General features: G+C 67.0%; 18 protein-coding genes. 7 read left to right on the top strand and 11 right to left on the bottom strand.

Annotated elements, in window-relative coordinates; all coding sequences use genetic code 11:
- Window position 1 precedes the first annotated feature (1 nt).
- The gene (locus tag BG61_RS10375) at window positions 2–1,120 is read right to left on the bottom strand and encodes a glycosyltransferase family 4 protein (protein ID WP_051672415.1); all 1,119 of its coding nucleotides are present in this window, start codon (window positions 1,118–1,120) and stop codon (window positions 2–4) included.
- A gap of 739 nt (window positions 1,121–1,859) precedes the next feature.
- On the opposite strand from BG61_RS10375, the gene BG61_RS10370 reads away from it, so the two are divergent.
- The 4 genes from BG61_RS10370 to BG61_RS10355 all read left to right on the top strand — a co-directional run bounded on the left by BG61_RS10370 (window position 1,860) and on the right by BG61_RS10355 (window position 6,714).
- Window positions 1,860–2,888 carry a glycosyltransferase family 2 protein gene (locus BG61_RS10370; protein WP_063740968.1) on the top strand — a complete coding sequence of 343 codons (1,029 nt, stop codon included), beginning with the start codon at window positions 1,860–1,862 and terminating at the stop codon, window positions 2,886–2,888.
- Window positions 2,869–3,459, top strand: a complete 591-nt coding sequence (locus BG61_RS10365; protein WP_035929751.1) for a phosphatase PAP2 family protein — start codon at window positions 2,869–2,871, stop codon at window positions 3,457–3,459. Before BG61_RS10370 ends, BG61_RS10365 begins: the two co-directional genes overlap by 20 nt.
- Before the next feature lie 460 nt (window positions 3,460–3,919).
- Window positions 3,920–5,419 (top strand): N,N-dimethylformamidase beta subunit family domain-containing protein, encoded by a 1,500-nt coding sequence (locus BG61_RS10360; RefSeq protein ID WP_051672412.1) that lies wholly within the window; start codon window positions 3,920–3,922, stop codon window positions 5,417–5,419.
- A gap of 332 nt (window positions 5,420–5,751) precedes the next feature.
- The gene (locus tag BG61_RS10355; protein ID WP_051672411.1) at window positions 5,752–6,714 is read left to right on the top strand and encodes a glycosyltransferase family 2 protein; all 963 of its coding nucleotides are present in this window, start codon (window positions 5,752–5,754) and stop codon (window positions 6,712–6,714) included.
- 85 nt (window positions 6,715–6,799) lie between these two features.
- Here BG61_RS10355 and BG61_RS10350 read toward each other — a convergent pair whose 3' ends face one another.
- Complete coding sequence (locus tag BG61_RS10350; RefSeq protein WP_075584143.1) at window positions 6,800–8,020, bottom strand: glycosyltransferase family 4 protein; 1,221 nt, start codon at window positions 8,018–8,020, stop codon at window positions 6,800–6,802.
- 621 nt (window positions 8,021–8,641) lie between these two features.
- Here BG61_RS10350 and BG61_RS41820 point away from each other — a divergent pair.
- The 3 genes from BG61_RS41820 (at window position 8,642) to BG61_RS10340 (ending at window position 10,715) form a co-directional block, all read left to right on the top strand.
- Window positions 8,642–8,806 (top strand): putative zinc-binding metallopeptidase, encoded by a 165-nt coding sequence (locus BG61_RS41820; protein WP_129572109.1) that lies wholly within the window; start codon window positions 8,642–8,644, stop codon window positions 8,804–8,806.
- A gap of 202 nt (window positions 8,807–9,008) precedes the next feature.
- Complete coding sequence (locus tag BG61_RS10345) at window positions 9,009–9,896, top strand: transglutaminase family protein (RefSeq protein WP_035929756.1); 888 nt, start codon at window positions 9,009–9,011, stop codon at window positions 9,894–9,896.
- A gap of 15 nt (window positions 9,897–9,911) precedes the next feature.
- On the top strand, window positions 9,912–10,715 hold the full coding sequence (locus BG61_RS10340) for a transglutaminase-like domain-containing protein (RefSeq protein ID WP_035929760.1): 804 nt from the start codon (window positions 9,912–9,914) through the stop codon (window positions 10,713–10,715).
- A gap of 18 nt (window positions 10,716–10,733) precedes the next feature.
- On the opposite strand, the gene BG61_RS10335 is transcribed toward BG61_RS10340, so the two are convergent.
- From BG61_RS10335 to BG61_RS10295, 9 genes are all read right to left on the bottom strand, one after another.
- The gene (locus BG61_RS10335) at window positions 10,734–12,374 is read right to left on the bottom strand and encodes an AMP-binding protein (RefSeq protein ID WP_035929762.1); all 1,641 of its coding nucleotides are present in this window, start codon (window positions 12,372–12,374) and stop codon (window positions 10,734–10,736) included.
- Between the two features lie 46 nt (window positions 12,375–12,420).
- Entirely contained in the window at window positions 12,421–12,816 is a 396-nt protein-coding gene (locus tag BG61_RS10330; protein ID WP_035929764.1) for a RidA family protein, read from the bottom strand.
- Window positions 12,813–13,253, bottom strand: coding sequence for an acyl-CoA thioesterase (locus tag BG61_RS10325; protein ID WP_035929766.1), 441 nt, complete (start codon window positions 13,251–13,253; stop codon window positions 12,813–12,815). The genes BG61_RS10330 and BG61_RS10325 overlap by 4 nt, the downstream gene beginning before the upstream one ends.
- Window positions 13,250–14,434 carry an acyl-CoA dehydrogenase family protein gene (locus BG61_RS10320; protein ID WP_035929769.1) on the bottom strand — a complete coding sequence of 395 codons (1,185 nt, stop codon included), beginning with the start codon at window positions 14,432–14,434 and terminating at the stop codon, window positions 13,250–13,252. Before BG61_RS10320 ends, BG61_RS10325 begins: the two co-directional genes overlap by 4 nt.
- Window position 14,435: 1 nt before the next feature.
- Window positions 14,436–15,287 (bottom strand): enoyl-CoA hydratase family protein, encoded by an 852-nt coding sequence (locus tag BG61_RS10315; RefSeq protein WP_035929772.1) that lies wholly within the window; start codon window positions 15,285–15,287, stop codon window positions 14,436–14,438.
- A gap of 61 nt (window positions 15,288–15,348) precedes the next feature.
- Window positions 15,349–15,951 (bottom strand): MarR family winged helix-turn-helix transcriptional regulator, encoded by a 603-nt coding sequence (locus BG61_RS10310; protein WP_051672410.1) that lies wholly within the window; start codon window positions 15,949–15,951, stop codon window positions 15,349–15,351.
- Window positions 15,885–16,664, bottom strand: coding sequence for an SDR family NAD(P)-dependent oxidoreductase (locus BG61_RS10305; RefSeq protein ID WP_035929777.1), 780 nt, complete (start codon window positions 16,662–16,664; stop codon window positions 15,885–15,887). Before BG61_RS10305 ends, BG61_RS10310 begins: the two co-directional genes overlap by 67 nt.
- The gene (locus BG61_RS10300; RefSeq protein WP_051672409.1) at window positions 16,661–18,994 is read right to left on the bottom strand and encodes a bifunctional salicylyl-CoA 5-hydroxylase/oxidoreductase; all 2,334 of its coding nucleotides are present in this window, start codon (window positions 18,992–18,994) and stop codon (window positions 16,661–16,663) included. The genes BG61_RS10305 and BG61_RS10300 overlap by 4 nt, the downstream gene beginning before the upstream one ends.
- A 137-nt stretch (window positions 18,995–19,131) precedes the next feature.
- The gene (locus BG61_RS10295; RefSeq protein ID WP_035929780.1) at window positions 19,132–20,298 is read right to left on the bottom strand and encodes an acyl-CoA dehydrogenase family protein; all 1,167 of its coding nucleotides are present in this window, start codon (window positions 20,296–20,298) and stop codon (window positions 19,132–19,134) included.
- Between the last annotated feature and the right edge of the window lie 74 nt (window positions 20,299–20,372).

Genomic DNA, 20,372 nt, shown 5'->3' with positions numbered 1-20,372 from the left:
GTCACGATGTATCGATTGCTTCGCGATACACGGTCGCGACTTTCGCCGCGATGACCGGCATGTCGAAATTCGAACGGGCATACTCGCGGCAGGCGTCTTCGCCGGGAAGTATGCGCCGGCCGAGCAGCGCGTCGGCGAGCCCGGCGCCGAGCGCGCTCACGCCGCTCGATTCGAGCACGAGATCGCGGCTGAGCGCCATGACCGCTTCGGGCAGACCGCCTACCGGCGTCACCACGACGGGCGTGCCGGCCGCGAGCGATTCGATCGTGGTGAGGCCGAAGCCTTCCAGCGCCACCGTCGGCACGACCGATACATTCGCTGCCCGGTACCAGAGCGGCAGCGCCTCGTCCGCCACGAAGCCCGCGAGCCGCACATGCTGCGAGAGGCCGCGCTGTTCGATTCGCGCCTGCAGCGCCGCGGAGAGAGAACCCTTCCCGGCGATGGTCAGGAGCGCGTCGGGCACGGCCTTTCGCACGAGTTCCATCGCATCGATCAGGTCTTCCAGACCCATGCGCGAGACGAGCCGCCGCACGCTGAAAAGCACGGGCCGGTCCTGCGGCAGGCCGAGCGCGGTGCGCGCGGTGCGCCGGTCGACATCGATGCTGAAGCGGCTCACGTCCACGCAGCCCGGCACGATGCGAATGGTGCGGGCATCGACGCCATAGCGCTGCAGAACGTCGGCGAACGCCTGCGACAGCACGATATGCAGCTTTCCGCGCCGGTACACGTACCGTTCGATCGCGCGCTGAATGTCCACGCTCGCCCGTGCGCGCGTACCGTAGGCGCTTTCTTCGCCCCACGGTCCATGAAAATGGATGACCTTCGGCACCTGCGCGAACGTCCCGAGGACGGGCGCCGCATAGAGGGCGAAGTGCGCGGCGATCACATCGGGCACGCGCTCCGCGCGCAGCCGGGCAGCCGCGCGGCGCAGGTTCCAGATCCGGCGCGCGAGCGGCGCGTCGACTGCCGCGAAAGGCGTGACGACGCCGTCAGTCGACACTCGAACGTTTGCGCTGCCGGCCACGAGACCGCGCACACGCACGCCTTGCGCGGGCAGTGTGCGCACGAGCGCGTCCACCATCCGGTCAAGGCCGCCCGGATGCTCGGAGAACCAGTTCATGCCGATCTGGAGGGAGTCGATGGTCCGTTCGTCCGATGGCGTGCCGGGCGGGGCCACAGCGCGATCCAGGGCGCGGGCGGTAGCAAGTGCGGGCGGGATCGTCGAGGTGGCGAGTGTCTTCATGTTTCGACCACTTCATCGCAGGCGCGGCACGCGGCGCTCGAAAGGCGCCGCGAACAGGGCATGCAGCGCCCGCGAGCAGCCTGCGCGACACGCGTGCCGCCATCCATCGAATTCGTCGTCGAAACGCCTTGCATGATGAAGTCCTCAGATTGGGGTTTCGTCGTCGCGCATCGACGCCCATGCGAAGCTCGGGCGCGGAATTCGAGCGGCAATGCCGCGTGTGCCGCGACATTGCCCGCGCGCCGCGTCCGCGAGCGGCGTCCACCTGACTCGCAGGGCAACGGTTCACAAGGTTACGTGCCGATGCGCGGCGCTTCTGTGTGCCATCGCACCAAGTCCCGAACGACCCGCCGGCGGCTGAAGGCGCGGGGCGCGTGCCTATCGTCCGATTTAACGCTGCGCGTCGTCACGCCCGGGCAGCCGTCTCTTTCCCCCGAAGAAAGCCTCCTGGCGGGCCACTGCGATGCGTGCCCGGGCGCATGCGGGGCGGCTGCACGAGGCGCCGTCGCCCGGCGCGACCTTGCTCGTATTGCGCGGTGCCGCACATTCCGCCCGGCACGTTGCGGATGTAATGACACGCTTGGTACGTGAGCGGCACGCGCCGCGAGAAACGCGCATGCCCAAGCTGCTTTCTTATGTCTGCCGTCATCAAGAGGGCCTGTCGATGAAAGTATCGGTGTTAGTGCCGACGTACCGGCGTCCGACGGATTTGCTGAAGTGCCTGCAGGCCCTCGCGATGCAGGAGATGCCCGCAACCGAAGTCCTCGTGGTCTGCCGCACCGATGATCAGGATACGCACGACGCACTCGAGCTGCTGCCCGCGCCGTCTCGCGATCTGCCGATACGCGTCGTCAGCGTGACGGACGGCGGGCAGGTCGCCGCGCTGAACGCGGGCATCGCCGCCTGCGCGTGCGAAATCGTCTGCATTACCGACGACGATGCGATGCCCCATCCCGACTGGATCAGGCGCATCGTCGCGCACTTCGAGGCCGATCCGGCCATCGGCGGCGTGGGCGGCCTGGACCGGCTCCACGTCGGCGGCAGGCTGCTGACGGGCAGGCACAAGCAGGTGGGAATCGTGCAGGCGAGCGGGCGCACGGTGGGCAATCACCACCTGGGATACGGAGCGCCGCGATGCGTCGACATCCTCAAGGGCGCGAACATGAGTTTTCGCGCGGAGGTGGTCAAGGCGATCGGCGTGGACCGCAGGCTCAAGGGCACTGGCGCGCAGGTTCACAACGACATGGGCCTGAGCCTGGCGGTCAGGCGAACCGGCATGAAGCTGCTCTACGATCCGCTCGTTCAGGTCGATCATTACCAGGCGGAACGCTTCGACGAGGACTCGCGCACGGCGCCCGCGCTGATCGCCCACGCCAATTCTTCCTACAATCTGAATCTCGTGCTGCTCGATCATTTCCCCGGTGAGCGCGGCCTGAAGGTCTGGCGCTGGTACCGGCTCGTCGGCACGCGCGATGCGCCGGGGCTCGTTCAGGTCGTGCGCATGCTGCTCAAGGGCGAGCGCGGCATCTTCCGGCGCTGGCATGCCGTGCGCCAGGGCGCGCACGCGGCGCTGCGCGATGTGCGAGGCCACGGCGAAACCATGCGGCGGCCGAGCACGGCAATCCATGTGGAGCGAAATCACTAGTCTCGGCGATGCCGTGCTGACGCTGTCGGTTGCGTTTGCCTGCGCGATCTGGCTCGCGATGTCGAACCGCCGTCTCGCTGTGCTCTGGATGGCGTGCCTTGCCGCGGGCGTGGCATTCGTCGGGATCACGAAGGTACTGCATGCGGGCCTCGGCGTCGAGATCGAAGGCATGGACCTGCGGATGATCAGCGGCCATGCGATGCTCGCAACCGCCGTCTGGACCGTCACCGCCGCACTGCTGCTGCGGGGCCGGCGCACGGCCTGCGTCTTCGGGATCGGGGCGGGCCTCGCGCTGGGTGCCGCGACCGGCGCGGCGCGCGTGCTCGATCACTCTCATACGGTTGCGGAAGCCGTCGCCGGATGGCTCACGGGCGCGCTCGTGGCCGCCGTGTTCCTGCGTGCATGTGCACGCGCCGGCGTCCGGCCCGCCCGCCCGCTCAGGGCCGCCATGCTGCTGCTTTTCGTCTCGACGCTCGCCTACGGCCGCAGCGTGCCGCTTCAACACTACATCGACGAGCACTCCTCCGGACTCTGCGCCCGCATCATCGCAAGCGTCCCGGAGGTCCTGTGATGCCGGACGCACATCAGGGCGAACCCGCGATGCAGTGCCGTGCATGACGCCCGATGCACCCCGAGTGTGCGCTTTCGAACGTACGACACGTTCGCCGCATTGCAAGATTAGTCCGGCATCACGCTTGTGCGAGCAGCCTTGACCGAGCCCGCCTGGCAACGCAATGAAACGATTGCGTGGAGCAGGGCATGCCCCCCGCGTGCCCGCTCTGCGTACACGAGCTTCGCTGGCCGCTGCGCACGCGGGATGCCGGATGCAGGACATTGTTCGAACTCCAGATCATGCGCTGGATTGACTGCTCATCCACGCATCCCGATCGCGACCTTTGTCACGAGCACACGCCAGTCCGCGAACGCCTGACGGCCACGCTCTCCGTGTCCACGCGGCGAGCGTCCTGACCGAACGCTACGGCCCCTTGAGCCGGATACCAACCACTGACGTTGCGAGAGGCGCATTGAGCATGCAGATCTATCCCATCGATCCTTCGTTCGTAGCCGGTGAATTCCTCGCACTGGCCGTGCAACCGCTACGCAGGTTTTCTATCGCGATCTATCAGCAGCAGGACCAGGAGGCGCTGACGAGCGTGAGCGGCGTCGTCGTTGCGGGCGCCGAACATGTGACCACCACGCTCGTGCGCGGGAAGTACGTGTTCCAGTCCGCGGGTTCGGAGGCGCCGGTCCGCTTCGACGAAGACTGGGGCTGGCCCACGCTCACCGTGAAGCCGAATGTGCCGGAGCTCGAAAGCGGCGCGTACGTGGCCGTTGCGTACGAGGTCGGCCAGGACGGGGCGCCGCTCACCGACCTGGGGCGCCGCTGCAGCGCGCACAAGCCGCTATACGGCTCGCCGCCGGACAGCGACAGCATGGCGCTCGTCATCGCGCGTCCCCGGTCGCCTTCGGCACGGCTCGCCTACATCATTCCGACGGCCACCTACCACGCGTACAACTCGACGGGCGGCGGCTGCTTTTACGGCGACCCGATTCACCGGACACAGCCGGCATCGAAGGTGAGCCTGCGCCGTCCCGGCGGCGGCCTCGGCGCGCAGCTCGGCGAGCCGCACGATCCGTACGACACGCGCTCTCCGCGCCAGCAGTTCACGCACTGGGACGCGAAGTTCATCCGCTGGCTGCGCGCACGTCACCTGGCATGCGACTTCTACACGGATCTCGATCTGCATCGCGGCACCTTTCTGGATGCCGTGGACTATAGCTGCATGCTGAGCGTCGGGCATCACGAATACTGGAGCCAGGAGATGCGGGACCATGTGGCCTGCTTCATCGCCGGCGGCGGAAATCTGGCTGTCTTCAGCGGCAACACCTGCTACCGCCCGGTGGACTTCGGCGTGCACGCACGCCACGACGACATGAAGGAGATGAACCGCCTCGGCGATAGCTGGCCCGACTTCAGCGAGACCGATCTGATCGGTCTGAGTTACGGCTACGGCGGCGGCAAGTGGGGACGGTGGGGCCGCTTTCGGCGCTGGGTGGAATGCGAACGCGAGCCGGTCGGCTTCACCGTGCGTGAGGCGGATCATTGGGTGTTCACCGATACCGGGCTCACGAACGGCGAGACCTTCGGCGCTGAAGACCGCCTGGCCGGCTACGAGGTGGACGGCGTGCCGCACGTTCCCAACGGATTCCGGCTGCTCGCATCCACGCCTCGCCTGGAGGGCTGGGAAGTGGGCGGCGCTGGCGCGCTCGGCCTCTTTCGGCCGCCCGGCGGCGGCTCCGGTCAGGGCAGGGTGTTCAACTGCGGCACCACGGACTGGGCGCGGGTTCTGATGGACCCGAACGCGCAGAGCCATGTCGTCGTGGATCAGATCACGCGCAACGTGGTACGCCGATTTCTCGGTCTTCCCCTGCTGCAAGGCGCGTCGCGCCGCGATGCGGCGTTCACCGAGCTCATCGAAGGCCCTCGCGACGCCGAAAGCCTTGCACTCGGAACAATGGCGGCGCAGTGATCCTGCGCGCAGGCGCGAAAGGATCTGACGAAAGAGGCGGCGCCTGCGGGCGTCGCATCCGCGCGTCCGATCCTGCCGAGCCGCGTGCCCGCTGGTTCCACGGTCGACTGCGCGCTACCGCACAGACCCCGCGAAATGCCCCTTTCATCATCACGGGTGCCATGCATTCGAGGACGCGTCTCCTGGCGTGCTGCATGCGAAGCCGCGCCTCGCCGCCCGCGTGCAGTCGAACAACAGGATTGACCCGTGCAAATCAATCATCCCAGCAAGTGCCGCCGGCCGGCCGATGAGCGTATCGGAACGACCGCGTGCACGCACGCCGGAGCGCCGCGATGAACATGACTTCAACCGCAGCGGAATCCGACCGCACGGACCGCGCGACGACGGACGCCGCTCCTGCGGCACAGCCGCGGTTCGCCGTCTGCGTGACGACGATGAACCGCACCGGCACGCTGAGCGGGTGCCTCGACAAGCTGACGCAATGCGATCCGCCTCCTGCGCTCATCGTCGTGTCCGACGATTCGACCGATCCTTCGGTGCGCGCGCTGAACGAAGCGACCGCGGCGGCTCATCCGGGCGTCGCGTATCTGATCGGGCCGAAGCGCGGTGTCTGCGCCAATCGCAACAACGCGGTGCGGCATTGTCTCGCGCAGGCGTCGCCTTGCGACTATGTGTCGTTCGTCGACGACGACATTCTCGTCGAACCCGACTTCTTCGCGACGGCGCGCGCGCACTACACCAGCGTGCCGGCGGAGCTGCTCGACAAGACCATTCTGACGGGCGGCCCGCAAAGCGGACCTCATATGCACCAGGTCTGGCCGATGCGGCTTTCGTTTGCCTGCTACTTTGCGCGCGGCGATGTGCCGCAATGCGTGCACATCAATGCCTCGGTCTTTCCCTTGCAGTTGTTTGCCAGTGAAACGTTTGACGAGAACATCTTCTTCGGCACCGAAGACGCCGAACTCTGCCTGCGCGCGCTGCGGCGCGCCTACCGGATCGAGCTGGAGCCCGGCCTGCGCGCGTGGGACACGATGCCCGGCGGCGGCGTGCTGACGGGGACGCAAACGGCGGGGCTCACGCGTTATCAGCTGTGCTGCGAAGCGGCGCGCCTGTACATCGGCGTCAAGCGGTATCGCGTGATCGAACCGAACCTCCTGCGCTGCGCGGCGTTCGTATGCTTCTACTTCGGGCACATGACGGTGTATCTCGCGCGGCACCGGGCCCTGTCGCAACTGGTGCCGATCGTGCGCACCTCGAACGTGTGGCGCATCCGCGCCGCGCGCCTCGCGCGCTGAGGGCAGGAGGATCGATCCGGCGGCGCCATGCGCGCGGCCGGAGCGCGCCGTCGACTGTCGACATGCCCGGACCTCGCGCGGCGGGTCAATGCCACATGCCGCTTCCCGATGCGCGCGCCGTTCTCGGCGATTCCGCCAGGGGCGACGCGTCGCCGCCGGTCTCGACCGACAGCTCCGAGCCGTGCAGCTCGGCGCGAAAGCGCGCGAGACGCACCTCGATGAACGCGCTCAGCGATGCCTTGAATTTCTCGGTGGAGAACCGTTCGGCGTTTTGACGGCAATGCCGCGGGTCGAACATGCCCGCGTTTTTCTCGAAGCGTCCGACGGCTTCCAGCAGCGACGCCGTGGTCTGCTGGCGGAAGAACACGCCCGTCGGCCGCTCCTTCGGCAGCCCGATCACGGATTCGAGCGCGCCGCCCTTGCCGAAGGCAATCACGGGCGTGCCGCACGCCTGCGCCTCGACCACCGAGATCCCGAAGTCCTCTTCCGCGGCGAACACGAACGCGCGCGCGCGCTGCAGGTGATCGCGCAAGACTTCGAACGGCTGATAGCCGAGTATCTCGACGTTGGGGCCGGCCGCGGCCCTGATCTTCTGCATGTCGGGACCGTCGCCGATCACGACGAGGCGACGCTCGGGCGTTTCCGAGAACGCCTTGACGATCAGGTCCATTCGCTTGTACGGCACCATGCGTGATGCCGTCAGATAGAAGTCGCCTTTTTCCTGATGCAACGGCAGACCACTCACGTCGACGGGCGGATAGATCACCGTCGCGTCGCGCCCATAGACCTTTCTGATGCGGCGCGCGACGAAGCGCGAGTTCGCGATCAGGTAATCGACTCCGTTCGCGGAACGCGAATCCCAGGACCGGATGTAATGCAGCAGCACGCGCGCCAGGGCCGACTTAATTCCCGACGCGAGCCCCGCCTCCCTGAGGTACTGATGCTGAAGGTCCCACGCATAGCGGATCGGCGAATGCACGTAGCTGATGTGCAGCTGGTCGGGGCCCGTCAGCACGCCTTTCGCCACGGCATAGGAACTGGAAATCACCAGATCATACGAGGACAGGTCGAGTTGCTCGATCGCAAGCGGCATGAGCGGCAGATAGCCCCTGTAGCGCTTGCGCGCGAACGGCAGCTTCTGGATGAACGAGGCATGAACCGGCCGGCCCTTCAGGCACGTGCGGTCCTCGAGGAAATCCACCACGGTGAAGATATCCGCCTGAGGAAAGCACTCGACGATCTCCTGAAGCACCTTCTCGGCGCCGCCGGAAACCACAAGCCAGTCGTGAACAATCGCAATTTTCATCTGCCTGTTCTCACATGTTGACCGCTTGTTCAGGGCAAACTGCCGGAGGCGAAAAGCAACGTGCCGTCGTCGTTCCTCGGGTTTGACGGCGCGGGTGTAACGGAACGCTCAGCGGCCCGGCGCTGATGGATGAACCGGAACGCTGGATGGCCGCCTCGGACCTGGATCGACAAACCACGCACGGCCCAGGGCACGGGCCGCGATTTCGGAAAGGCACATTCGCCTCGGATGGACCTGCCTGCTTCGCCACGACGCACCGGACGCGGGTGCCTCTGGACGCCGTCCAAGCCCAGATACTGCGGCGCCTGCTACCGTGAGAACAGTTCGCTGGGACACATTCGTCGCGCTTGCAGCGCGGCTTTGTTCGCGGCTAAAAACAATCGGGTGGACATTACCTCATACGATCCCGCCAACTTCGTCACATTTACCTTTGGCACGGATCGGCGTAAGAATTACTTGGAAGGCAGCAGCATCACGGCCCTTTCAGTTTGTCACGGCGCGCAAACGGGCTTGATCAGGCACAGCCTTGCCGACGCGCAAGCACCCGTGAAGGCATTCCATTGCAATCGCTGCGGCCAGCTCGTGTTCTTCGAGAGCGTGCGTTGCGAAGACTGAGGCGCCATGAAACGCAGGTTTCCACTCACATATGCGCTCAACAGCCTTAACCGGAGCCCCGGGATGCACGATGCCTGTCCGTTCATGCTCGCCCGGCCGGCGATCGAGACGCTGCATTTCGCGCATTGCGTGATCGCGGAAGCAGGCCCGTCGAGGGTTCAGGGGCGCTGACCAAAAACGAGTTCTTTTCGGCGGCCCGGGTCGTGTATGCTGAATCGACTGGAGATACGCAACATTCAGGCAAGCCAGCGGGAGGTGAACCATGCGCGTCGACCGGCATGCCGCGCCGCGCGTTGCGATTCGTCCGATGCGTGGGTTTCGTGCGCTTCGTGCAATTCCTGTGATGCACGCGCTTTCAATCGAGTGAGCCAAAGTGACCGATCCGCAGCGCTTCACCGTCCGGCACCTGAGCGTCTACCGCTACTCCGAGCCGGTTGAATTCGGCGAGCATCGCATGATGTTCCGGCCGAGGTCGAGCCATGACCTGCGCCTCGTCACGACGCATCTGCGCATCGCCCCGACGCCCCAGCACCTGCACTGGCTGCACGATGTGTTCGACAACTCCGTCGCGGTCGCGACCTTCGCGGACGAAGCGGCCGAACTCGTCTTCGAAAGCCACGTGACCCTCGAGCACTTCGAGGCGCCGCAGCCGGACTATTCGCTCGAACGGTACGCCGCGCATTACCCGTTCGCCTATACGAACGAGGAGGCGTCGGATCTCGTCAATGCGCGCAACCGGCAACATCCGGATCAGGATGTCGACGCATGGGCACGGCAGTTCCTCTCATCGGGCGGCGCGACCGGCACCCTCTCGATGCTGAGGGCCATGACGCTCGCGATCGCCAACGACTTCACCTACGTGCGGCGTACGGAGAAGGGCGTCAACCGTCCCGCCGACACGCTGCGCCACAAGAGCGGCAGCTGCCGCGACTTCGCGGTTCTGATGATGGACGCGGTGCGCTCGCTCGGCCTCGCCGCGCGCTTCGTGAGCGGCTACATCTTCGTACCCGATCATTCCGCCACGCAAGGCGGCGGGGCGACTCACGCATGGCTGCAGATCTATCTGCCCGGTGCCGGCTGGGTCGACTTCGATCCGACCAACAGCATCATCGGCAATCGCCATCTGATTCGCGTGGCGGTCGCGTGGAATCACTATCAGGCCCTGCCGCTGTGGGGCACCTGGCAGGGAGCACCGGGTGCGTTCCGGGGGCTCGAGGTCGAGGTAAGCGTCACCGAGGATTCCCTCGATGGCAACAACTAGCGAGAGGGCATTCCGATGAAACTGCGCGTTGGCTACGATCTGGTCTATGAGTGTCCGCAACCAACACCGATGATGTTGATGCTGAACACGCATTTCACGCATGCGAACGACGTGCTCGTTCCCGACGTGCTCGCGGTCGATCCGCCCGTGCCGATCACCCAGTACCGCGACGGCTTCGGCAATCTGTGCAGCCGGGTCGTCGCGCCGCAGGGCCTCTTTGCGCTCTCCACATCGGCGCTCCTCGAGGTTGCCGGCGAGTTCGAGACGCGTCCGCACGCAGGCCGCCAGCATCCGGTGGAGGAGCTGCCCGACGAATGTCTCGTGTTCCTGCTCGGCAGCCGCTATTGCGAGACCGATCTGCTGTCGGATATCGCGTGGCAGCTGTTCGCGAAGACCACGCCCGGCAGCGAGCGCGTGCAGGCCATCTGCGATTTCGTTCATCGCCACATCACGTTCGGCTACGAGCACGCGCGGCCGACCAAGACCGCATGGCAGGCCTACCAGGAACGCGAGGGCGTCTGCCGCGATTTCGCGCATCTCGCCGTCACGCTGTGCCGCGCGATGAACATCCCCGCGCGATACTGCACCGGCTACATCAGCGACGTCGGCCTGCCGCCGCCGTACGCGTCGATGGATTTCGCGGCGTGGTTCGAAGCCTACGTGGGAGGCGCCTGGCAGACCTTCGATCCGCGCAACAACGCGCCGCGTATCGGGCGGGTCTTGATGGCGCGAGGCCGGGATGCCGCCGACGTCGCGATCAGCAACACGTTCGGACCGACCACGCTCGTGAAGTTCGTCGTGCATTGCGAGCCGGAATGAACGCGCACAGGGACCGCCCTACAGCGCGCGCAGTTCGAACCGCTTGAGCTTGCCGGTTTCGGTGCGGGGCAGGGCGTCGATGAAGCGGATCGCCCGCGGGTACTTGTACGGCGCGATCTGCTGCTTGACGAAATCCTGCAGGGCCGCGACCAGCGCGTCGCTCGGCGCGTAGCCCGGATTGAGCACGACGAACGCCTTGACGATCTGTCCGCGCGCCTCGTCCGCCGTGCCGACCACGCCGCACTCGGCCACGGCCTCGTGCTGCATCAGCGCGCTTTCCACTTCCGGGCCGGAAATGTTGTAGCCGGCCGAGACGATCATGTCATCCGCGCGAGCCTGGTAGAACACGTAGCCATCTTCGTCGATGCGCACCGTGTCGCCGGGCAGGTTCCAGCCTTCGCGCACGAACTTCGCCTGCCGTGCGTCGCTCAGGTAGCGGCAGCCAGTCGGGCCCTTCACCGCGAGCTTGCCGAGCTCGCCCGCGGGCACGGGTCGCATGTCGTCGTCGACGGCGCGCACGACGTAGCCCGGCACCGCGCGGCCGATCGCGTGACGCCGCGTGTCGGCGCCCGCGCTCGACACGAAGATGTGGATCATCTCCGTGCCGCCGATGCCGTCTATCATGTCGAGGCCGCTCGCATTGCGCCAGAGCCGGCGTGTCGCGTCGGGCAGCGCCTCGCCTGCCGATACGGTCTTCTTCAGGCTCGACAGGTCGAAGCGCGCGGCGAGCGCCGCCATCTGCCTGTAGAACGTCGGCGCGGTGAACATGATGGTCGCGCGAAAACGCTCGGCGGTGGCGAGCAGGGTCTCGGGCGTGAGCCGCTCGATCAGCACCGTCGATGCGCCCACGCGCAGCGGAAAGAACAGCAGCCCGCCGAGGCCGAACGTGAACGCGAGCGGCGGCGTGCCGCAGAAGATGTCGTCGGCCGCGGGCTTGAGCACGTGTCGCGGGAAGAGGTCGCACATCGCGAGCACGTCGCGATGAAAGTGCATGCAGCCCTTCGGCGCACCGGTCGTGCCGCTCGTGAATGCGATGAGGCACACGTCGTCGGCGGCCGTGTCCGCCGCTTCGAACTCCGCAGGCTGGGACGAGGCGAGCACATCGACGGAATCCGGCGCGTCGTGATGAAAGAGCCGCACCTGTCTGAGGCTCGCGCAGTAATGCGGGTGGGACGGGTCGCTGCACGGTGCGAGTTCGTCGACGAGCCGGGCGTCGCAGAGCGCCGCGCCGACCTGGGCCTTGTCGATGATCTGCTTGAGTTCCTTCGAGCGCAGGAGCGGCATGGTCGGCACGACGACGAGCCCCGCCTTCAGCGACGCGAGCCACGCGATCGCCATGTGCAGCGTGTTCGGGCCGCGCAGCAGGATGCGGTTGCCGGGCACGAGCCCCATCACGTTCACGAGCACGTGCGCCGTGCGGTTCACGCGCTCGCGCAGTTCCCGATACGTCGTGACGTGTGGCTGGCCGTTCTCGTCGGACCAGATCGCGGGCCGCTCGCCGAAGCCACGTTCGTCGATGGTCCGGTCGAGCAGTTCCACTGCGCAATTGAAGCGCGGCGGATACCGCACGTCATCATTGTCGAGCAGGAATTCCGGCCACTCGCCTGGCGGCGGCAGGTTGTCGCGGGCAAACGAATCGACGTGAGCCGATGGTTGCATGAGAGCCTCCGGATTGCGATGCGTTTGACTGGAATGGCTGGGCGCCTCAGTCGGGAATGACGGCCGTCGCCTCGATCTCGACCTTCGCTTCGTCCTCGATCAGCGCGGCGACCTGCACGGCGCTCATCGCGATGTCGTAGTCGCCGACCCGTTCGCGAAACGCACGGCCGATCTCCTTCAGCGCGGCGAGATACTCGCGCTTGTCGGTCACGTACCACGTGAGGCGCACGAGGTGCTCGGGCCGGCCGCCCGCTTCGGCCAGCACGGCGATGACGTTTTCGAGCGCCTGTTTTGCCTGCGCGGCGAAGTCGCTGGTGTGAAACCGCGCTTGCGCGTCCCAGCCGATCTGGCCCGCGATATACACCTGCGTGCCGCGCGCGGCGACGCCGTTGGCATAGCCGCGCGGCGCGGCCCATCCCGGGGGAAGCAGGGCCTTCTTCATGATTGCGTCTCCTGTGTATTGACGGCGCGCTCCGGCGCGAAGCGAGCCAGCGCCGCGCGAATGTCGCCGGGGATGTCGATCGATGCGCCGGTTTCCAGCGATGTCGTGACGAGCACCTGCTGCGCATCGAAGCGCGTCTCGCCGCCGGCGTGTCCGGCGATGCGGATCGCGATCGAGCGGCGCCCCACGCGCAGCAGGTCGAGCGAGAGCGTGACCGTGTCGCCCATCTGGCTCGGCTTCGAGAACGAGCACTCGAGCTTCACGATCGGCAGGCCCATGCGCCGCGTACGGATCATCGCGCCGTAGTCGACGCCGAGCGATTCGTTGAACCAGTCCTCGACGAGCGCATTGGTCATCACGAGATACTGCGGAAAGAACACGATGCCGGCCGGATCGCAGTGCGAGAAGCGGATGCGCACGGGGCGTTCGAACGTCATGGCGCCTCCTTCGCGGCATGCGTCTTCAGCAGGTCGCGTCCGACGATCAGTTGCTGAACTTCGGTCGCGCCTTCGTAGATGCGCAGCGCGCGAATCTCGCGGTACAGGTGCTCGACGACCGAGCCGCTTTGCACCCCGCGTCCGCCCCAGAGCTGCACGGCCGCGTCGATCACCTGCTGCGCGCCCTCGCTCGCGTGCCACTTCGCGAGCGCTGCCTCGCGCGTGACGGACCTGCCCTGATCGCGCAGCCACGCGGCGCGGTAGACGAGCAGGGCAGAACTGTCGATCGTGAGCGCCATCTGCGCGAGCTTCGCTTGTGTCAGCTGGAAGTCGCCGAGCGTCTGGCCGAACATGCTGCGCGACGCCGCACGTGCGATGCCTTCGTCCATCGCGCGGCGAGCGAAGCCAAGCGCCGCGGCCGCAACCGAGGTGCGGAAGATGTCGAGCGTGCGCATCGCGAGTTTGAAGCCCTCGCCGGGCTTGCCGAGGAGCGCGGCGCGCGGCACCCGCGCGCCGTCGAAGCGAAGGCGAGCGAGCGGATGCGGCGCGATCACCTCGATGCGCTCGGCGACGGTGAGCCCCGGCGTGTCCGCATCGACGATGAACGCGCTGATGCCGCGTGCCCCCGGCGCCTCGCCGGTCCGCGCGAACACCACGTAGAAGTCCGCGATGCCGCCGTTCGAGATCCACGTCTTGTCGCCTTCGAGAACGAACGCGTCGCCGTCGGCGCGTGCGGAAAGCGCAAGCGCGGCGACGTCCGATCCGGCGTCGGGCTCCGACAAGGCGAACGCGGCGATCGCTTCGCCCGAGGCCACCCGCGGCAGGTAGCGTTCCTTTTGCGCGTCGCTGCCGGCAAGCGTGATCGCGCCCGAGCCGAGCCCCTGCATCGCGAGCGCGAAGTCGGCGAGCCCGCTTTCGCGCGCGAGCGCTTCGCGCAGCAGGCATACGGCGCGCGTATCGATGGCGTCGCCGTGGCCGCCGTATGCGGTGCCGCCGACGCCGTAGCGCAGCCAGCCGGCGGCGCCGAGTTCGCGCACGAGGCGACGGCAGGCGGTATCGACGTCCTCGTGTCCGGCATGCCTCAGGTGCGCCGCGGCCCACGCGCTGATGTCGCGGCCCAGCGTGCGATGGCGCGGCTCGAAGAACGGCCAGTCGAGCGCATCCGTGAAAGCGTCGGCCACGTCAGTCTCCCTCGAATTCGGGGCGCGTCTTCGCGGCGAATGCGCGGTATGCGCGCCCGAAATCCTGCGTCGCCATGCAGATGGCCTGCGCCTGCGCTTCGGATTCGATCGCCTCGTCGATGCCCATGTTCCATTCCTGATGCAGCATCTTCTTCGTGATGCCGTGCGCGAACGTCGGGCCCGAGGCAAGTTCGCGCGCAAGCGTCTGCGCATGCCCGACGAGTTCGTCCGGATCGCACAGGCGGTTGTAGAAGCCCCATGCATGCGCTTCTTCGCCGCTCGCCGGGCGCCCCGTGAACAGCAGCTCCGCGGCGCGCCCCTGTCCGATGATGCGCGGCAGCAGCGCGCACGCGCCCATGTCGCAGCCGGCGAGCCCGACGCGCGTGAAGAGAAACGCGAGCTTGCTGCGCGCGGTGCCGTAGCGCAGGTCCGAGGCCATCGCCATGATCGCGCCCGCGCCCGCGCACACGCCGTCCACGGCGGCGATCACGGGTTGCGGGCAGTGCCGCATCGCCTTCACGAGATCGCCGGTCATGCGCGTGAACATCAGCAGTTCGGGCATCGGCAGATCGACGAGCGGCGCGATGATGTCGTGCACGTCGCCGCCCGAGCAGAAATTGCCGCCCGCGCCGTGAATGACAACGGCCTTCACGTCGGTCGCATAGGCGAGCTGCCTGAAGAGGTCGCGCAATTCCGCATACGATTCGAACGTGAGCGGGTTCTTGCGCTCGGGCCGATCGAGCGTGATCGTGCCGACGCGGCCTTCGACCGACCAGCCGAAATGAGCGCCGCGATACGCTGCGAGCGCCGTGCGGTTGCCGGCGAACAGCGCGGCGGCTGTGGTTTCGTTCATTGCGTGTCTCCGTGCGTTCCTGTCTCGCGTGCGGCATGCCCTGCGCCGCGCGCAGTGTGCGTCAGGGCCTGACGATCTCGCGCAGATGCTGCTTGAGCCGGCCGAGCTTCTGGTGCATGCGCGCCTTTTCGGCAAGCGGCAGACCGCCCAGCAGTTCGACCACCCACTGCTCGTGGGCGCGCGCCATGCGGTCGAACAGGCGGCGGCCGTTCGGCGTGAGCCGCACGGTGATCGAGCGGCGGTCGGCTGGGTCGGCATCGCGCACGACGAGCCCTTCCTTTTCGAGCTGGTCGGTCAGGCCGGTCACGTTGCCGCCCGTCACCATCAGGCGACGCGAAAGCTCGCTCATCTTGAGGCCCTCGGGGTGGCGTTCGAGCTGCGCCATCAGATCGAAACGCGGCAGCGTGGTGTCGAATTCGGTGCGCAGGCGCTTGCGCAATTCCGTCTGCACGAGATTGGCCGTGGTCAGAAGACGCAGCCACAGGCGCAGGCCCATGTGGCTGTCGACTCCTGTGCTCATCTCCAGATCGACGACGTTGTCGGCGAGCGCGGCATCGCGCTTCGGGCTCGTCCTGGCGGTACGGGCTGCGGCTTTGGTCACATTACTTCTCCACCTGAAACGGAAATGGCCTGGCCCGTGAGCGCTTCGGAGCCGGGCGAGCATAACCACAAGACTGAATGAGCGACTTCGTCCGGCGTGACGAAGCGGCGCTGCGGATTCGCGCGCACGAGCGCCTCGCGCGCCTCTGCCTCGCTGCGCGAAGTCTGGGCGGCGATGCGATCGACCGACTGGCGCAAGAGCTCCGTCTCCGTGTAGCCGGGACACACGGCGTTCACCGTGATGCCCCTGGTCGCGACTTCGAGCGCGAGCGAGCGCGTCATGCCGATCACGCCGTGCTTCGCCGCGCAATATGCGGCCACGTACGCGTAGCCGGTCTGTCCGGCCGTGCTCGCGACGTTGACGATGCGTCCGCTCCCGCGCTCGAGCATCGCGGGCAGCACGGCCTGCGTACAGAGAAAGACGCCGGTGAGGTTCACGTCGAGCATGCGCTGCCATAGCGCTAGACCCGTCTTCACGAACGGCGACGCCTCGGCTTGCCCCGCATTGTTGACGAGGATGTCGACCGGGCCGAGCGCGGCGCTCGCCGCGGCGAACGCGTCGCGCACCGAATCGGCTTGCGTGACGTCGAGCGTCTGCACGCTCACCTCGCCTTCGGCCGCGAGCCGGTCGCGCTGATACGCGAGGCGCGCCGCGTCGCGGCCCATCAGCGTGACGCGCGCACCGGCCGCAACGAGCGCCTGCGCGATGGCCGCGCCGATGCCGCTGCCGCCGCCCGTCACCACCGCATGCCGGTTTGCGAACAGGGCGCCGTTCATGCCGCCTCTCCCGCGCGCTGCACGCGCTCGCGTTCGTAATTGCGCTCCAGTTGCGACTTGGCCGCGCGATATTGCCTCGGCCATGCGATATCGAAGTAGCCGATGCGCGCTGCCTCGTTGAGCGTCCACGCCGGATTCGCGAGATGCGGCCGCGCGATCGCGCACAGGTCCGCGCGGCCCGCGGCGATGATGCTGTTCACGTGGTCCGCCTCGGAAATCGCGCCGACCGCGATCGTCGCGATGCCGGCCTCGTTGCGCACGCGATCGGAGAAGGGCGTCTGGAACATGCGGCCGTAGACGGGCTTCTCGTCCTTGCTGACCTGTCCCGACGATACGTCGATCAGATCGGCGCCCGCTGCCTTGAACGCGCGCGCGATCTCCACCGCGTCGTCGGGCGTCATGCCGCCGTCCACCCAGTCGTGCGCGGAAATGCGCACGGACATCGGCTTGTCGGCGGGCCACACGGCGCGCATGGCCCTGAAGACTTCGAGCGGATAGCGCAGGCGGTTGGCGAGCGAGCCGCCGTAAGCATCCTCGCGAAAATTGGTGAGCGGCGACAGGAAGCCGGAGAGCAGGTAGCCGTGCGCGCAGTGCAGTTCGAGCCAGTCGAAGCCCGCTTCGGCCGCGAACTGCGTAGCGCGCACGAACTGGGCCTCGATCTCGCGCATGTCCGCGATGCTCGCCTCACGCGACCACTGGCTCACGCCGCGCAGATACTGCTGCGGCGACGCCGACACGGTCGGCCAGTTGTCCGCGTCGAGCGGCTGGTCGATGCCTTCCCACGCGACTTTCGTCGAGGCCTTGCCGCCCGCATGCCCGAGCTGGATGCCGAGCTTCGCATCGGTCTCGCGATGCACGAACTCGACGATGCGCCGCCACGCATCGCGCTGCGCATCGTTGTAGAGGCCCGGGCAGCCCGGCGTGATGCGTCCCTCGGGTGACACGCAGGTCATCTCCGTCATCACGAGCGCGGCGCCGCCCATCGCGCGCGCGCCGAGATGCATCAGGTGATAGTCGCCCGCGATGCCGTCGGCGGCCGAATACTGCGCCATCGGCGACACGACGACGCGGTTCTTCAGCGTCACGCCGCGCAGCCTGAACGGCGTGAACATCGGCGGGACGGGGCGCTTGCCCGGGTCGGCGAGATCGAGTCCCGAGCGCTCCGCGATCCAGTTCTCGAATTCGGCCAGATACGCGGCGTCGCGCTCGCGCAGGTTCTCGTGCGAGATGCGCTGCGAGCGCGTGAGCAGCGAATACGCGAACTGCTCGGGCTCGAAGGAGGCATAGCGCTGCACGTTCTCGAACCACTCGGTCGAATTGCGCGCAGCGTTCTGGATGCGCAGCACGTCGACGCTGCGCACGTCCGTGTAGTGCCTGAGCGCGCCATCCAGATCGCGCGGATGGGACGCGATGCTGTTCGCCAGCTCGATCGCATCTTCGAGCGCGAGCTTCGTGCCCGAGCCGATCGAGAAGTGCGCGGTGTGCGCGGCGTCGCCCATCAGCACGACGGGCGTCGCGCCGCCGTCCGCGCGCGTGCGGTAGTGAACCCAGTTCTCGTTGACGACGCGCGGAAAGCGGATCCATTGCGCGGAGCCGCGCAGATGCTCCGCGTTCGACCGGAGCCCGTGACCGTCGAGATAGCGTGCGAACAGCCGCTCGCAGAACGCGATGCCGTCTTCCTTGCTCATCTCGTCGAGCCCGGCCGCGCGCCACACGCGCTCGGGCGTCTCGACGATGAACGTGGACATGTGCTCGTCGAAGCGGTACGCATGGGCCTGAAACCAGCCCCATTCGGTCTTTTCGAACGCGAAGGTGAACGCGTCGAACAGCTTGTCGGTGCCGAGCCACACGAAGCGGCAATCGCGCATGTCGATATCGGGCTGGTAGGTGGCCGCATATTTCGTGCGGATCGCGCTGTTCGCGCCGTCGCACGCGATGATGAGGTCGGCGTCGTAGCCGGCGTCGTCCGCCACCTGCGTTTCGAACACGAGATTCACGCCGAGCGCTTCTGCGCGCGCCTGGAGAATGTTCAGGAGGCGCTTCCTGCCGATGCCGCAGAAGCCGTGGCCCGAGGAGCGCAGCGTGCGGCCGCCGAAGTGTATGTCGATGTCGTCCCAGTGATTGAACGCTTCGAGAATCGCGTTCGCACTCGGGGCATCGGCGGCCTGCAGGTTGCCGAGCGTCTGGTCCGAGAACACGACGCCCCAGCCGAAGGTGTCGTAGGGACGATTGCGCTCGATCACCGTGACTTCGTGTTCTGGATTCTGCTTCTTCATCAACAGGCCGAAGTACAGCCCTGCCGGACCGCCGCCGATGCAAACGATGCGCATGCCCCGCTCCTTACTGGGAGAACCGGCATTTAATTTAGTCCTTGATAGTTTAGGTGTCAAGCAAATGGATTCGGAGGGACGCCCTGGGTTAACACCGATGCGCGCGTGCTTTCCCGGGGCGGCCGCGTTGCCGCGCCTCAGGCGAGCGCGGAATGCTCCAGAAGGTGCTTGCCCGAAGTCGCGTAATGCCGTGAATGCGCGGCGGCATGCTGGGCGGCGGCGTGCAGGTCCCGCATGCGCCGTTGCAGCGGCGAGCTCTCGTACAGCGCGCCGCCGCCGGCGAGCGTGAAGCATGCGTCGGCCGCGCGAACGCAGGTGGTGGCGATCCAGATCGCGGCTTGCGTGCCTTCCGCGTGAAGCGCTTCGCTTTTGAGCGTTCCGTTCTGCGCGTGTCGCCAGTGGCTCGCTGCCTGCGCCTCCAGAAATGCCCGCGCGGACCTGACATCGGCCGCGATGCGGCCCAGTTCGCCCTGGAACGTTTCGGAGTCGCGCATCGGCACCGCGGCCCGTATCTGCTGCCTTCCGGTGTTCGCGAACGCGACCAGTTCGCTCACCGCGCCCTCGGCGATCCCCACGGAGACCGCGCTGTGCACGAGCGGCAGCAGTTGCGGCACCGCCTGATAGAGCGGCCCCGGCATGCAGGGCGTGCCGTCCATGACGTCCATGAAATTTTCGGCCGGCACAACGGTGTCATCCATCGAGACATGATGGCTGCCCGTGCCCTTGAGGCCCGCGACATGCCACGTGTCTTCGATGCGCCAGTCCCGCGCCGGCATCACGAAGCCGCGCACGAGCGGCGGCCCGCCCGCGCCGGCCGGACCGGGAAGCGGCTTGCCGTTCTCGGTCACGATGCAAAAGCCGATGATCCACTGCGCATGCATGCAGCCGCTCGCGAACGGCCAGCGTCCGCTCACGCGGTATCCGCCTTCCGTCGCCTCCGCGGTGCCGGCGGGTTGCGCGGAACCCGCGAACGTCACGTCCGGGCCGTCCCGATAGATCCGTTCGTAGGTTTCCCGCTGCAGCAGCGGTATGAATGTGGCGCTCGTGCTGCCGATCGCAGCACTCCAGCCGATCGAGCCGTCGATGCGGCTGAGGGCGCTGATGATTTCGAGCCCCTTCGGGAATTCGAGTTCGAATCCGCCGTGGCTTTGCGGGACGAACATGCGAAAGATGCCGACGGACTTGAGCGTGTCCACCACATCGGGCGCAAGCTTGCGGGCAGCTTCGATCTCCGCTGCGCGCGCTGCCAATCCGGGAGCGAGTTCCTGGATGTCAGCAAGCATGCGTTGAGCTTCGTTTCTCATGAGGGTGTATCCGAAATAGGGTGGTGCGGCGCCGTTATCGTCGCCCGTATTCGGATAACGCCCACCTGTATGGT

This window comes from Caballeronia glathei (genome assembly GCF_000698595.1).
GTDB lineage: Bacteria > Pseudomonadota > Gammaproteobacteria > Burkholderiales > Burkholderiaceae > Caballeronia > Caballeronia glathei.
Note: the sequence above shows the minus strand (reverse complement) of the source record. Positions and strands in the feature narration are given on the sequence as shown.